The sequence below is a fragment of the Thermoactinomyces sp. CICC 10523 genome, from assembly GCF_016055105.1.
GTDB classification, from domain to species: domain Bacteria; phylum Bacillota; class Bacilli; order Thermoactinomycetales; family Thermoactinomycetaceae; genus Thermoactinomyces_A; species Thermoactinomyces_A daqus.
The window spans coordinates 90,471-104,812 of sequence record NZ_JAECVX010000008.1; the positions used below are offsets into that span (position 1 = coordinate 90,471).

17 protein-coding genes are annotated in these 14,342 nt (G+C 52.4%); 16 read left to right on the forward strand and 1 reads right to left on the reverse strand.

The window, feature by feature from the left end; genetic code table 11:
- Nucleotides 1–112 precede the first annotated feature (112 nt).
- From I8U19_RS11255 to I8U19_RS11265, 3 genes are read left to right on the forward strand one after another with little or no spacing between them, the layout of a single operon-like run.
- On the forward strand, nucleotides 113–880 hold the full coding sequence (locus I8U19_RS11255; protein ID WP_198055953.1) for an ABC transporter substrate-binding protein: 768 nt from the start codon (nucleotides 113–115) through the stop codon (nucleotides 878–880).
- Entirely contained in the window at nucleotides 880–1,548 is a 669-nt protein-coding gene (locus I8U19_RS11260; RefSeq protein WP_033099827.1) for an amino acid ABC transporter permease, read from the forward strand. Before I8U19_RS11255 ends, I8U19_RS11260 begins: the two co-directional genes overlap by 1 nt.
- Complete coding sequence (locus I8U19_RS11265) at nucleotides 1,545–2,270, forward strand: amino acid ABC transporter ATP-binding protein (RefSeq protein WP_033099828.1); 726 nt, start codon at nucleotides 1,545–1,547, stop codon at nucleotides 2,268–2,270. Before I8U19_RS11260 ends, I8U19_RS11265 begins: the two co-directional genes overlap by 4 nt.
- A 63-nt stretch (nucleotides 2,271–2,333) precedes the next feature.
- On the opposite strand, the gene I8U19_RS11270 is transcribed toward I8U19_RS11265, so the two are convergent.
- Entirely contained in the window at nucleotides 2,334–2,480 is a 147-nt protein-coding gene (locus I8U19_RS11270) for a hypothetical protein (RefSeq protein WP_160173800.1), read from the reverse strand.
- Nucleotides 2,481–2,875: 395 nt separating this feature from the next.
- Here I8U19_RS11270 and I8U19_RS11275 point away from each other — a divergent pair, with 395 nt between their 5' ends.
- From I8U19_RS11275 to rapZ, 13 genes are all read left to right on the forward strand, one after another.
- Complete coding sequence (locus tag I8U19_RS11275) at nucleotides 2,876–3,448, forward strand: non-canonical purine NTP pyrophosphatase (protein ID WP_033099829.1); 573 nt, start codon at nucleotides 2,876–2,878, stop codon at nucleotides 3,446–3,448.
- A gap of 149 nt (nucleotides 3,449–3,597) precedes the next feature.
- On the forward strand, nucleotides 3,598–4,779 hold the full coding sequence (gene hisZ / locus I8U19_RS11280) for an ATP phosphoribosyltransferase regulatory subunit (RefSeq protein WP_198055954.1): 1,182 nt from the start codon (nucleotides 3,598–3,600) through the stop codon (nucleotides 4,777–4,779).
- Nucleotides 4,773–5,405, forward strand: coding sequence for an ATP phosphoribosyltransferase (gene hisG, locus I8U19_RS11285; protein WP_033099831.1), 633 nt, complete (start codon nucleotides 4,773–4,775; stop codon nucleotides 5,403–5,405). Before hisZ ends, hisG begins: the two co-directional genes overlap by 7 nt.
- A complete protein-coding gene (gene hisD, locus I8U19_RS11290; RefSeq protein WP_370589776.1) occupies nucleotides 5,405–6,715 on the forward strand; it encodes a histidinol dehydrogenase in 1,311 nt (436 codons plus the stop codon). The genes hisG and hisD overlap by 1 nt, the downstream gene beginning before the upstream one ends.
- Nucleotides 6,690–7,286, forward strand: coding sequence for an imidazoleglycerol-phosphate dehydratase HisB (gene hisB / locus I8U19_RS11295; RefSeq protein ID WP_033099832.1), 597 nt, complete (start codon nucleotides 6,690–6,692; stop codon nucleotides 7,284–7,286). Before hisD ends, hisB begins: the two co-directional genes overlap by 26 nt.
- Nucleotides 7,286–7,903, forward strand: coding sequence for an imidazole glycerol phosphate synthase subunit HisH (gene hisH, locus I8U19_RS11300; protein WP_033099833.1), 618 nt, complete (start codon nucleotides 7,286–7,288; stop codon nucleotides 7,901–7,903). Before hisB ends, hisH begins: the two co-directional genes overlap by 1 nt.
- A 1-nt stretch (nucleotide 7,904) precedes the next feature.
- Nucleotides 7,905–8,648, forward strand: a complete 744-nt coding sequence (gene hisA, locus I8U19_RS11305) for a 1-(5-phosphoribosyl)-5-[(5-phosphoribosylamino)methylideneamino]imidazole-4-carboxamide isomerase (RefSeq protein WP_033099834.1) — start codon at nucleotides 7,905–7,907, stop codon at nucleotides 8,646–8,648.
- Nucleotides 8,645–9,403 (forward strand): imidazole glycerol phosphate synthase subunit HisF, encoded by a 759-nt coding sequence (hisF, locus tag I8U19_RS11310; RefSeq protein WP_033099835.1) that lies wholly within the window; start codon nucleotides 8,645–8,647, stop codon nucleotides 9,401–9,403. Before hisA ends, hisF begins: the two co-directional genes overlap by 4 nt.
- The gene (hisIE, locus tag I8U19_RS11315; protein ID WP_198055956.1) at nucleotides 9,400–10,047 is read left to right on the forward strand and encodes a bifunctional phosphoribosyl-AMP cyclohydrolase/phosphoribosyl-ATP diphosphatase HisIE; all 648 of its coding nucleotides are present in this window, start codon (nucleotides 9,400–9,402) and stop codon (nucleotides 10,045–10,047) included. The genes hisF and hisIE overlap by 4 nt, the downstream gene beginning before the upstream one ends.
- A 196-nt stretch (nucleotides 10,048–10,243) precedes the next feature.
- Complete coding sequence (locus I8U19_RS11320; RefSeq protein WP_052153983.1) at nucleotides 10,244–11,905, forward strand: tetratricopeptide repeat protein; 1,662 nt, start codon at nucleotides 10,244–10,246, stop codon at nucleotides 11,903–11,905.
- Between the two features lie 18 nt (nucleotides 11,906–11,923).
- Entirely contained in the window at nucleotides 11,924–12,250 is a 327-nt protein-coding gene (locus tag I8U19_RS11325) for a thioredoxin family protein (protein WP_033099837.1), read from the forward strand.
- Nucleotides 12,251–12,473: 223 nt separating this feature from the next.
- A complete protein-coding gene (locus tag I8U19_RS11330; protein ID WP_033099838.1) occupies nucleotides 12,474–13,418 on the forward strand; it encodes an ROK family glucokinase in 945 nt (314 codons plus the stop codon).
- A 34-nt stretch (nucleotides 13,419–13,452) separates the two neighbouring features.
- Entirely contained in the window at nucleotides 13,453–14,328 is an 876-nt protein-coding gene (gene rapZ, locus I8U19_RS11335) for an RNase adapter RapZ (protein ID WP_033099839.1), read from the forward strand.
- Nucleotides 14,329–14,342 lie beyond the last annotated feature (14 nt).

The following is a 14,342-nucleotide window of genomic DNA, read 5'->3' on the forward strand; positions in this document are numbered from 1 at the left end:
TGGAAGTTATTTCAAAATAGAATCAAGAAGTTTATTTTGAAATAACTTCCATCGGCAAAAGGAGGTTTTTGTAATTCGTTTCCTTTGGATATCCGGTATTTCTTTTTTGCTGATGGCGTTTTTGGGTTTGACCGCTTGTGCCGGTCCCGGGCCAAAAGGGCAGATTACCCTGGAAAAAGGCACATTCTCATTTGCCATGAGCGGATTGTACAAGCCGTTTAACTATCGTGATTTTAAAAATGGGGGCCGGGTGACCGGTTTTGATGTGGAAATCGGAAAGGCGCTGGCCAAAGAGATGGGATTGAAGCCGAAGCCCGTGACCACTCCCTGGGAGACGATCATTGCCGGCTTGCAGGCGCAAAAGTATGATGCGATCATCGGGAGCATGGCGATTACGGATGAGCGGAAGAAGGCCGTTGACTTTACCGACCCGTATTACCGTTCAGGGGCGCAGATTTTCGTGAAAAAGGGGAACCGCAGCATTACATCGGCCGCAGACCTGAAAGGGAAAAAAATCGGTGTGGTCAAGGCGAGTACGTTTAAAGATGTTGCTGCAAAATATTCCCCGGATATTGTGGAGTATACCAGCGATATTACCGCCTTGCAGGATTTGCCGACCGATCGGATTGATGCCGTGATTACGGATCAGGCAGTCGGCCTGTATGCCATGAACAAGATGCGATTTCCGATTCAGGATGTCGGTAAGCCGCTGACCACGGATAACATGGCGATTGCGGTTCGCAAAGGTAATGACCGGTTAAGGGAGAAGATGAACCGGGCTCTGCAAAAGATCATTGCCGACGGAACTTATGAACGGATCAGCCAAAAATATTTTAATCGGAATATTTTGACAAACGAACAAGAGGAGGGAGCCCGCTGATGATAACGTTACTGGAGATTTTCCAAACCACTTTTGACGAGTTTATGCAGGCGGCTTGGCAGACCGTGCAGCTCACTTTTTGGTCACTGCTGCTGGCGACGGCGATCGGTTTGTTTTTCGCTTTTTGCCGCCTGTCGGGGAATCCTGTTCTCAAGGGAATGGCTCTTCTTTACATCGCGATTATTCGCGGGACACCGCTGATTGTACAAATTGTCACCCTTTATTTTGGCCTGGCGGAATTCGTGGTACTGGATTCCTTTACGGCGGGGGTGATCGCTTTGGCTGTCCATGCCGGAGCCTATATCGCCGAGATTTTCCGCGGGGCGATTCAATCGATTGAAAATGGCCAGATGGAAGCGGCGCGCTCCCTGGGGATGTCTTATTGGCTGGCGATGCGCCGGATCATCCTGCCGCAGGCGTTTCGCCGTTCGATTCCTGCTTTGGGCAATCAGTTTATTATTGGGCTGAAAGATTCTTCACTGGTTGCTTACATCGGCGGAACAGAACTGTGGGCGAGCGGATTGGGGGCAGCTGCGGACAACTTCAGACAGTTTCCAACCTATTTGGTTAACGGGCTTTATTATCTTGCGCTCATTCTCATCTTCACCTTTATGCTGAGATGGCTGGAAAAACGGCTTAATGTCGAACAAAGGAGTGTCAGGGCTTGATTCAACTGAAGGCGGTCAGCAAGTGGTACGGGCAGCTGCAAGTATTGAAAGAGATTGATCTTCAGGTAAACGAAGGGGAAGTGGTGGTGCTGATCGGGGCCAGCGGTTCAGGAAAAAGCACCCTGCTTCGCTGCATGAACTTTCTGGAACAGTCCGATTCCGGGGAAATTTACCTCTTCGGGGAAAAGGTCGACCCAAAAGAAAGCGATTTAAATTGGATTCGTCAGGAGGTGGGGATGGTCTTCCAACACTTTCACTTGTTCCCCCATAAAAATGTGTTGGAAAACATCATGGAAGCTCCGGTTTATGTGAAGAAAAAGAAGAAAAAAGAAGCGAAAGAAATGGCGTGGAAATTGCTGTGCAAGGTGGGGTTGGAGGACAAGGCAAATGTGTATCCCGGCTCCCTGTCCGGCGGTCAGAAGCAGAGGGTGGCCATCGCCCGGGCTTTGGCCATGGAACCGAAAGCCATGTTGTTTGATGAACCTACTTCGGCTCTTGATCCGGAGTTGGTCGGGGAAGTGCTGTCGGTGATGAAGGAACTGGCCAAAGAGGGGATGACGATGGTGATCGTGACACATGAAATGGGATTTGCCCGTGAGGTGGCCGATCAGGTCGTCTTCCTGGATGAAGGCCGGATTGTGGAGACAGGAACGCCGGAGAAAATATTTGAGCATCCGAGCGAAGAGCGAACAAGTCAGTTTTTGAGTCAAGTGCTGGGATAAAAAACAAAGGCCATAAGCACTCATCCGGCGAGGGTGAGTGCTTTTTTATGTAAATGGTCGGATTCAGCGGGCCAAAAAACCGATTAAAAAGCAGACCAGTCCCAGAATGATAGGCTCCAGTGAGGTTGCTTTTCCTTTTAATATGAGAATGAAGCCGAGCAATTCGAGGACGACCCCAGCTGTGAAAAACAAGAAAGCCAACATCGCCATAATGTGCGTCCTCTCCTTTCCACAAGCGTTGAATCGGAAACATCAGGTTCAGTCACAAAAAGTCAATCATCCGGGCAGTGGATAAACTTCAGCGGAAGGGGGCTTCTCTGCAACGACTTTTTCAGGAGCGGAAAGTGAAGAAAACCACCAAACCCCGCATCCTCCTGCTCCGGGAGACTTTGGCCATAAGCTTAAAATAAATATATTTATATATTCGTAACAAAGCGCCATTTTTTGTCCACTTTTTTAAAATTATGGCCGGGCGGTGCGGAGATGTGAATGAAAAACGGGCTTAGGGTAGATTAAGATAGGAAAGCAGGGGTGCGGAAGAGCAAAAATGGATTCCGATAAAAGGAGAACAGCATGCCTGATGTGCGATAAGAGGAGAGAGTCAGATGAAGATTTTTTTTGCAACACAAAATACGGGGAAATTGGCAGAAGCGAGGGAAATTTTATCTCCATTCGGCTTTGAAGTGGAAAGCATCGACCTTCCGCTGGACGAACCGGATGCAGGAACGGTGACAGAAGTGGCCCGCATCAAATTGGAGCAAGCGGCCGTTAGCGGATCCGGTCCCATTATGGTGGATGATGCGGGACTGTATTTGGCCGCTTATCCCGGATTCCCCGGGGTCCTGACCAAACGCGTGTTTGAGAGAATCGGCTATCGCGGGATCGCGAAGCTGCTGGCAGGGGAAGACCGGAGGGCCTGGTTTGAAGGTGCAGTCGGGGTAAGCTGGCGAGGGAAACAGAAGGTATTCACCGGGAAGACGAGGGGCGTCATTTTGGAGGAGTGGCCGGAGAGGATCAAACCGGAGCCGGGGTTCCCGTTTGATCCCATTTTTCTTCCCGATGGTGCGACAAAGGTATTAAAAGATATGACATCAGCGGAACGAATGCATTATTCGTATCGGCGGAAGGCGTTGGAAAAGATGGTGAACTGGCTGAAAGAGACCGAACAGGTGGACTGATTTTCCAACTAAAAGCCAGACAAAACCGGCAATAAATTTTTTACGGGAAAAGCCTCCTAGCCAAAGTGCCGCAAGCGTGTTATACTATGAAACAATTAATCCTTTAGCGTATTAGCAAACTAAAGCAAAACGGATGAAGGGGAGCCAGAATGACCAAGCCGCTTATTTTTGAAAAACCGACTGGTTTTCGTGATTTTCCGCCGCCACTGGCTGCAAGGAAACGCATGATGGAAGAATTGATCCAAACCGAGTTTGCCAAATGGGGCTATGCGGAAGTGGGGACGCCGACCCTGGAATTTTATGAGACGGTTGGCCAAGCGAGCGCCATCGCTGAATCACGCATGTTCAAATGCATGGATCGGGAAGGGAACACCCTTGTGTTGCGGCCGGACCAAACCGCCCCGATCGCCAGGGTGGTTACTTCCCTGTTGAAACACGAACCGCTTCCGCTGCGTTTGTGTTACCATGCCAATGTTTTTCGTGCGCAGGAAAATGAAGCTGGCCGCAATTCCGAATTTTTTCAGTCCGGGGTTGAGTTGGTCGGGGAAGCGGGGGCGGAGGCAGATGCCGAAGTGATTGCGCTCTCTGTCAAGGTCTTGACCGCTTGCCGGGTCGATTCCTTTCAAATCGCGCTGGGTCATGTCGGGCTGTTGGAAGGGTTCCTGCGCGAGCGCATTGAGGATGATGAAGCGCTCACCCGGCTGAAAGAGCAGCTGGGAGCGCGAAATTTGGTCGAATTTCGCAAGCAGCTTGGGGAAATCGGGTTGAAGGAGTCTCAACGGATTGAGATTGAAACGTTGGTTCAGGCAGGAACGACGCTGGATCAGATCAAACGTTTAACGAGCGGAAGCCGGAGTCTTGCCGTTCAGGAAGCGGGACAGCATCTGGAAGAGTTGTTTGAATATCTGGATGCTTATGGATGCGCCGGAGCGATGACCCTTGATCTCGGGCTGGTGGGCAGCCTTGATTACTACACCGGTGTTTACTTTGAAGGATATGCTGCCGGCCAGGGATTCCCGTTGCTCAGCGGGGGACGGTATGACGGGCTGTATCGTCATTTCCGCCGTTTTTTGCCGGCGACCGGTTTTGCGGTGCAACTTGACCATTTGCTTGCCGCATGCCCGCTCCGTCCCGAACCTCGGGAAACGATCGGCTTGTTTTATCAGGCAGACCGGAAAAAAGAAGCTCTGTCCCGGGCCCGTCAGTTGCGGGAGGAAGGATATGCGGTGGCGACCCATCTGCTTGCGGAAGAGGACGGGCTGCCCGAGATTGCAAAGCGCTATGACCGGGTTGTGACCTTGCCGGAAGGAAAGGGGGAAGGCGGATGCTGACCATTGCCATGGCCAAAGGGCGCATTTTAAAGGAAGCCCTCGAATTGTTCAGCAGGGCGGGGATTCCCGTCTCTGATTCTCTGAACGAGGATTCGCGAAAGCTGGTGATTACCATGCCGGAAGCGGGCTTCTCCCTCTTTCTGGCCAAGCCGATGGATGTGCCGACTTATGTGGAGTATGGTGTGGCCGATTTGGGCATTGTGGGGAAAGATGTACTGTTGGAGCAGGAACGCGACGTGTATGAACTGCTCGATTTGCGCATCAGTCCCTGCCGGATGGCCGTGGCGGGGAAGCCGGACTGGAGACCGGGACTTTACCCGCGGGTTGCCACGAAATACCCCCGCATCGCCGAGAAATATTTTAAAGAAAAGGGGCAGCAAGTCGAGGTAATCCTGCTAAACGGTTCGGTTGAACTGGCACCCATCATCGGTTTGGCCGACCGGATCGTCGACATTGTGTCCACCGGCCAAACTTTGCGGGAAAACGGGCTGGTTGAGCTTGAACCGATTTGCACGGTCACGTCCAGGATGATTGCTAACCGGGCCAGTTACCGATTGAAAAGTGAACCCATTTCGGCTTTGATGAACGCTTTAAGCAAGGTGATTGGGGAGTGTGTCAGGCGATGATCTCGATCATAAAGAAAGAGCAACTGGATACCAGGCGGAAGAATGACCAGGATACCGAGCGGGAGAGGCGCATTGTCCAAAGCATTATCAAACAGATCAGACAAGAAGGGGATGCCGCGCTGTTTCGGCTGACGAAAGAATTGGACAAAGCCGATCTTGTGACGCTCAAGGTGAGCGAAGAAGAGATCGACGAGGCGATGGGGAAAGTGGAACCCGCTTTTCTCGAAGCGCTTCATGAAGCTGCCCGGCGCATTTCAGCCTACCATGAAAAACAAAAGCAGAATTCCTGGTTCTCACCCGAACCGGACGGGACGATTTTAGGCCAGCTGATCCGGCCGCTTGAACGGGTCGGTGTCTATGTGCCGGGGGGAAAGGCCGCTTACCCTTCCTCCGTGCTGATGAATGTTTTGCCGGCAAAAGTGGCGGGGGTGCCGGAACGGGTGATGGTGACGCCTCCTCTGCCCGATGGCACGGTTTATGCTCCGACCCTGGCAGCCGCGCGGATCGCCGGGGTGACGTCGATATACAAAGTTGGCGGAGCGCAGGCGGTGGCTGCGTTGGCCTACGGAACGGAAAGCATTCCGCCGGTTGACAAAATTGTCGGCCCTGGCAACGTGTATGTTGCCTTGGCGAAACAGGCTGTTTACGGGCAGGTTGATATTGACAGCATCGCCGGGCCGAGTGAAATAGTCGTAATTGCGGATGAATCGGCCAATCCCGTGTATGTCGCTGCCGATCTCCTTTCGCAGGCGGAGCATGATCCGATGGCTTCCGCTGTTTTGATCACGCCTTCTCCCGATTTGGCGGAAAAAGTGGCAAAGGAAGTGGAGCTGCAATGTAACCGGCTGGAACGGCGCGAGATTGCGGCGGAATCGATCCGGCGGCACGGAGCGATTTGCGTGGTTGACGACCTTGCAGAGGCCTTTGCCGCAGCCAATCAATTGGCCCCTGAGCATCTCGAGCTTGCCATCGAAGAACCGTGGCAGTGGCTGGGGAAAGTAAAACATGCCGGAGCCGTCTTTTTGGGGAACTTCAGTCCGGAGCCGATCGGCGACTATTTCGCCGGGCCCAACCATGTCCTGCCCACGAATGGAACTGCCCGCTTCTTTTCCCCGCTCGGTGTGGATCAATTTGTGAAAAAGACGAGCCTGATCTCCTACAGCAGGGAGGCGCTGTGCCGGGACGGGGAAAAAGTGATGACACTGGCCCGGGCAGAAGGTTTGACGGCCCATGCTGCCTCCATCCGGGTGCGTCTGGATCATGCGAAGGAAGGGGAGCAAAAAGGTGGAAGCAAAAGAGCGAATCGGTAGCATTGAACGAAAAACCGGTGAAACGGAGATTTCCCTGACGTTGAACGTGGATGGATCGGGACGGACGGAACTGCGGACAGGCGTTCCGTTTTTGGAGCATATGCTTGATTTGTTTGCCAAGCATGGCCAGTTTGATTTGAGCGTCAAAGCGAAAGGCGATCATGAAATCGATGACCACCATACGGTTGAGGATATTGCCATCTGCCTGGGTCAGGCGCTTCGCCGCGCTTTGGGGGATAAACGGGGCATCCGGCGCTATGGAAACTTTTTTGTCCCGATGGATGAGTCGCTGGCGCAAGTGGCACTTGATCTCTCCAATCGTCCCCATCTGGAATTCCGGGTGGATCTTCCCGGTGGCAAGGTGGGGCAGTTTGACACGGAACTGGTTCATGAATTTTTCTGGAAGCTGGCCCTGGAGGCGCGGATGACGTTGCACGTGATTCTTCATTACGGCCGCAATACCCACCATATGATTGAAGCTTGTTTCAAGGCGTTGGGCAGAGCGCTGGATGAAGCCACATCGCTTGATCCGCGCGTGCAGGGGATTCCCTCGTCAAAGGGGGTGCTGTGATGCTGGCTGTCATCGACTATGGAATGGGAAATTTGCACAGCGTTTCCATGGCGCTGAAGCGGATGAATGTCCCGTTTCGGGTTACCTCTGACCATGAGGAAATCAAGCAGTCGGGCGGGATCATTTTGCCGGGTGTCGGGGCGTTTGGGGATGCCATGCGCGAATTGGAGGAACGCGGGCTGGTTTCCGTCATCAAACAGGAAGCAAACCAGGGGAAACCGCTGCTCGGGATTTGCCTCGGGATGCAACTGTTATTTTCCAGCAGTGATGAACATGGGTATTATCAGGGGCTGAACCTGTTGCCCGGCCATGTCGTCCGGTTTTCCGGAGATTATCTGATTCCCCATATGGGATGGAACTGGCTGTCGATCAAGCATCCCCACCCTCTCTTTTACGGTTTGGAAGAGGATTATGTCTACTTTGTCCATTCTTACCATGTGCAGGCGAGGAATGCGGAGGACGTGATTGCCACCACGGATTATTATCAGCCGGTAACGGCGGTCGTGGCGCGGAACAATATTTACGGCATGCAGTTTCATCCTGAGAAGAGCGGAGAGCTGGGCAGGAAATTGCTGGAGCGATTTGTGCTCTTAACAGAGACGAAGGTGGGAGTGTAACATGAACTTTCAATTATACCCTGCCATTGATATTCGCGGTGGCAGATGCGTGCGGCTGACACAAGGAGATTACGACAGGGAAACGGTGTACGGGGAAGATCCGCTGCAGGTGGCGCAAACCTGGATCAGGCAGGGAGCGGAGTGGCTGCATGTGGTCGATCTGGATGCGGCCCGTTCCGGAGAATCGGCCAACTACCGATTGATTGAAGAATTAACCCGGTTGGTTGAAGTTCCCGTTCAAGTGGGAGGCGGAGTGCGCGATCACAAGCGCCTGGAACGCTTGCTCGAAGCGGGGGTGAGCCGTGTGGTCATCGGCTCGGCTGCTCTGGATGACCCGGCTTTTGTGAAAGAGGCGCTGAAATCACATGGCCGCCGGATTGCGATCGGCATTGATGCCCGCAATGGCAAAGTGGCCACCCACGGCTGGTTGGATACTTCGGAAGTGTCCGCTGAGGAGCTGGCTGCGGAGATGGTGCAGTTGGGGGCGGAAACGTTTGTTTTTACCGATATTTCCCGTGATGGCACGCTGTCAGGTGCCAATGTGCAAGCGGTCCGCGATTTGGCCCGCGCGTGTAAAAAACAGGTGATCGCTTCGGGTGGAGTCAAATCAATTGACGATTTGAAGGAATTGGCAAAGGCAGAAAGGGAAGGAGTTCAAGGGGCGATCATCGGAAAAGCGCTGTACACCGGCGCGATCAGGCTCGGGGAGGCGATGCGTGAAGTGGCCGGGGTGAGGAATCAATGATTACCAAACGAATTATCCCTTGTCTGGACGTAAAAGACGGGCGCGTGGTGAAAGGTGTTTCCTTCGTCAACCTGCGCGATGCCGGCGATCCGGTGGAGCTTGCGGCCGAATATGATCGCCAGCGGGCCGATGAGCTGGTTTTTCTCGATATTTCAGCTTCCCATGAAGGGCGTAAGACGATGCGCGATGTTGTGAGAAGGGCGGCAGGGGAGCTGAGCATTCCTTTCACCGTCGGCGGCGGGATCGGGAGTGTGGAGGACATGTTTGAGATTCTGCGCGCAGGTGCGGATAAGGTTTCCATCAATACCTCGGCAATCTTAAATCCCGAACTGATTGAAGAAGGAGCAAGGAGATTTGGCAGCCAGTGTATCGTGGTGGCGATCGATGCCAAATACGATCCGGATGCCGGGGATTGGTTTGTCTATACGCACGGAGGGCGAAACCACACCGGCAAACGGGCTTTGGACTGGGCAAAAGAGGCGGTGGATCGGGGAGCGGGCGAGATTTTGCTCACCAGCATGGATCAGGACGGTCAGAAAAACGGCTTTGATCTGCCGCTGACCCGGGAAATTTCCCGGGAAATAAACATTCCCGTCATCGCTTCGGGCGGTGCCGGAAATGAGCAGCATTTTGCCGAAGTATTTGAGCAAACTGCTGCCTCAGCCGCATTGGCTGCCTCTATTTTTCATTTTGGAGAAGTTTCGATTGCCAGCGTGAAAGAGCACCTGCGAGCTAAAGGAGTGGAAGTGCGTTGAATGTCACCTTTGACCCCGCAAAAGTAAAATTTGATGAAAACGGCCTTGTTCCGGCGATTATCCAGGATGCAGTCAGCAAAGAAGTGCTCACCCTAGCCTATATGAATCAAGAAGCGCTTTCTCTCACGATCAGCAAAGAAGAAACATGGTTATACAGCCGTTCCCGCAGAAAACTTTGGCATAAAGGGGAAACGTCCGGGAATGTGCAGAAGGTTACGGCTATCCATTATGATTGCGACGGCGATGCGATTCTGGTGCAAGTTATTCCCATGGGGCCCGCTTGCCATCGGGGAACCTACAGCTGTTTTGACAAGGCAGTTACGGCTGCACCTGACCGCTTCTCCGTGATCAACTGGTTGGAATCGGTCGTGGCCCGCCGCGAGGCTGAGCGCCCGGAAGGTTCCTACACCACTTACCTGTTTACAAAAGGGCTGGATAAAATATTGAAAAAGGTGGGAGAAGAGTCGGCCGAAGTGATCATCGCCGCCAAAAACCGCTCGGCGGATGAGTTGCGCCATGAAACGGCGGACTTGCTTTATCATCTGCTCGTCCTGCTCCGGGAGCAAAAACTGCCGTTGGACGAGGTTTTGCGTGAACTGGAAGAACGCAATGTGAAAAACGGCAAATCACACGGGGAGAACTGAATCAGATGCCACTTTGTTCAAGAGATCGTCAGGATTGGCGATCTTTTTTTCATTTTGCTTTTTCCCATTCCCCATTTACTTAGGTTATAATATGGATAAAATAGTATCTCAAAGTTTTTAAGCGAAAGAGAAGTTCATCATTAAAACGGACCGCACCACAGCTCGGAAACGTGTTGCTGGGTGAGGGGGATTCAAGATGAAAAAGACTCAGGTTGGCATAAATAATAAAAATGAAAAAATTGTTCGTTTGCGGATGGATGCGGGATTTTTCTTTGAACGCGCCGTTCGCTCGCTTGACCGCCACCGATATGATAAAGCGGTGAAATATTTTCGTCTGGCAATGGAACTCGAGCCTGACAATCCTGTCAACTACTGCAATCTGGCGGGGATCTTGTCGGAATTGGGGCGCTTCGAGGAGTCAAACGAAGTACTGGGGAAAGTGTTGGATGAAGTTGATCCGGGATTGTACGAATGTCTCTTTTACATGGCGAATAATGCGGCCAATATGGGAGACTTGGAGCTGGCCGAAGATTACCTGCTCGAATATTTGACCATGGATCCAAGCGGAGAGTATGCGGAAGAAGCGGAAGACATGCTGTACATGTTGGCCGAAGAGATGGGACGTCCGCCGAAAGAAGTGGTTCCGGCCGGGCTCCCTCCGTACATGATGAAGCATGAAGAAGCAAGGGCCTACTTGGAGGAAGGGCGCTTTCTGCAAGCGATCAGGCTCTTGCGGGAAATCATCGAGGAGCATCCGGAATTTCTGGCGGCCCGCAACAATCTGGCTTTGGCCTACTACTATACAGGGGAATTGCAGGAAGCGATGAACCTGATTGAACAGGTACTTAAAATCGATCCCAACAATTTGCATGCCCTGTGCAATCTGGCTGTTCTCAGCCATCATACCGGCGAGACGGAAAAAAACGAGGGCATTATTGAGATGCTCAAAAAACTGGTTCCGTTTCATCAGGAACATACTTACAAATTGGCGACCACACTCGGGATTTTGGGCGAACATCACGTCGCTTACGAGCTGTTCGTGCGCCTAATCAAGCTGGATGGAGTGCATGAACCGAGCCTTTATCACTATGCGGCCGTGGCGGCATGGAACTCCGGCCGTTATGAGCGCGCCCGGTATTTCTGGAAAAAAGCGGCGGCCATTCATTCTGAGTCCGAGGTTCCTGTTTTCTACCTGGAACATATGGATGAGTGGCTGCAAATGGAAGAGATTCCAAAGGTGTACTATCACTATCAGCTGCCGTTTGAAGAGCAGTTCCTGCGCTTTGAATCCGGCAATGACAGCAGCGAGTTATTGCAGCAGATCAAAACAAATCCGCTGATCCGCTCCTCTTTTTTCTGGGCGCTCGGCCGAGGAGACCGTGAGACCAAATTGCATGTATTGCGTCTGCTCGGCTGGATTGCGGATGACGAGGTCAGAAGTTTGTTGAAATCGTTTATTGAACAGGATGAAGACCAAGATCTGCGGGAAGTGGCTTTATTTCTCCTGCGCCAGATCGAGGCAGCCACTTCGGGGCGCAAGAATGAAAAGGAGCCGGCCGAGCGGGGGAAATGGCAGGAAGTGCTCCATTGCTGTCTGGAGAACATACCCGGGCGCTCCCGCCAGTTGCAAGAGGCGATTGAGCGCTTGTGGGCAGCATGGATGACCCACTCTCCCGAGCAGGTGACTACTGTGCGCAAAGTGGAGGGGTGGGCGGCTGCTCTTGAATACCTGGCGGCCAAATACCATGGCTTTGCCCTGACGCAAAAAGAAGTGGCGGAAAAATATCAGGTTTCGCTGTCGACGGTTTCCCGCCATGCGAAAATCTTGGAACCGATGGCGAAAAAGTGTTTTTCCTAAAAGGAGGCAAACGTCCTGATGAAAAAACTGGATAAAGATCGTTTTGATTCGTTTATCAATACAGGAAATAAGGTTGTCGAGTTCAGCGCCGACTGGTGTGTCGATTGCAAACGGGTGGCTCCCGACATGCCCGGCATCGCTGCCAAGTTTGCCAGCCAATTTGAATTTGGCGAGCTGGATGTCGATGAATCGCGCACGATCGCCGAAGAATATAATGTAAAAGGAATTCCCACTTTTATCGTATTTAAAGACGGGAAAGAAGTGGGACGCCTGCCGAGTCGTTACGCGAAGACAAAAGAGCAGATTGAAGCTTTCTTGGAGGAATACAGCGAAACGAAAGAATAAGCCTTGATCGGGTGAAGGGGCGGGCTGCTGGCTGATCGAAGCCGGCAGTCCTTTCTTTTTTGTGGAAGAGCCATCAAATGTCAGAGCTTGGGGGCATGCCTTCCCCCCTCCGGGATGTACCGAAAGGACAGGAATCTGTTCTTAGGCATTGTATGCGTCTGATGCGCATGATATGCTTAGTTTCAGAAATGAAAACGGAGACATCAAAGGTTGAGGTGCAGCTATGAGAAAATATTATATCGGGATTGATGTAGGCGGTACCAGCATGAAAATGGGCCTGATGTCGGAATCCGGAGAAGTTTTGGCAGAGGCGGAACATCTGACGCAGAAAGAGGATGGCCCGGACGGCGTGATTGCGCGCATGGTGGAGGACGCGAAGCAACTGGCGGATGGTGCAGGGATCTCTTGGAATCAAATCGGCGGTGTCGGTGTCGGGCTGCCCGGATTTTTGGATATTCCAAACGGGGTTGTGAAATATTTAACAAATCTCGGTTGGCGAAATGTGCCGATTAAGGAGAAACTGGAACAGGCCTGGCAAGTTCCGGTCTCCATCGACAATGATGCCAATGTTGCGGCATTGGGAGAAGCATGGCAGGGCGCCGGTAAAGGCGTGGACGATCTCGTCTGCATTACCCTGGGAACCGGAGTCGGCGGAGGGGTGATTGCGGAAGGGCATCTGCTTCATGGCATGAACGGTTTTGCCGGTGAAGTGGGCCACATTCAGGTGGATCGTGAGGGGGTTCGGTGCAACTGCGGGCAAATCGGTTGCCTGGAAACGGTTGCTTCCGCCACTGCGCTGGTACGCATGGCCCGGGAAGCGATCGATCAGGGAAGGGAAACGGTTTTAACGGCAGAGTCCCTTTCCGCGCGTGAAATCTTCTCCGCCTGTGCGAAAGGCGATCCGGTGGCTTCCGAAATCGTGGCGAAGGCGATCGATGCGCTGGCCCGCACTTTGGCCGTTTTATCCCTGGTGCTTAATCCGTCCCGCTTTATCATCGGCGGAGGAGTTGCAAAAGCGGGCGATGTGCTCTTAAACCCGCTCAGGGAAGCATATGAAAAAGAGGCGCAGGACAACGTGAAACAGGGGGTCGAGATTGTTCTGGCGAAGCTGGGGAACCGGGCCGGATTCATCGGAGCGGCCGGACTTTTAGCACGCGGGCGCAAATAAGGTATAATATAAAAAATGGATTCGAGGTGATGGCATGGAAAAAGCAAAAGAACTCACATTAGTCGTCATCACTGGAATGTCCGGAGCTGGAAAAACAGTTGCGATGCAAAGCCTTGAAGACCATGGATTTTTTTGTGTCGATAACCTTCCGCCCATCCTGCTTCCCAAGTTTGCCGAACTGCTTGAGGAGTCCAATGGCAAATATCGCAAAGTCGCCCTGGTCATCGACTTGAGGGGCCAGGAATTTTTTGCTTCTCTTTTTGAATCGCTTGATCAATTGGAGAAACGGCATGACATTCACTATCAGATTCTGTATCTGGATGCTGATGACCAGACCCTGGTGCGCCGGTATAAGGAAACCAGACGCAGGCATCCGCTTTCTCCTGATGGGACTCCCCTTGACGGGATCATGCAAGAGCGCAAATTGCTTGAGGAGATTAAAGGACGGGCTAACCATATCATTGATACGGGCATGATGAAACCTGCCCAGCTGAAAGAGAAAATAGCCACGTTGTTTGCCCGGCGGGATGATGCCGGGATGGCGGTTACGTTTCAATCGTTTGGCTTTAAACACGGGATTCCGATCGATGCTGATTTGGTCTTCGATGTTCGTTTTCTGCCCAACCCGCACTATGTTGACTCGCTTCGTCCGCAAACAGGCAAAGATCAGGATGTCGCTGAATATGTGATGAAATGGGCGGAAACGAAACAGTTCCTCGATAAATTGGTTGACATGTTGCGGTTCTTGATTCCGCAGTATGTCCGTGAGGGAAAAGCGCAACTTGTGATCGGGATCGGCTGCACGGGCGGCAAGCACCGATCGGTGGCGATTGCTGAGTACCTTTATGGCGAATTCAAGGATTATGAACGTTGTCGTGTGGCACATCGAGACATCAGGAAAGGCGGATAACATTGGCAACGAAA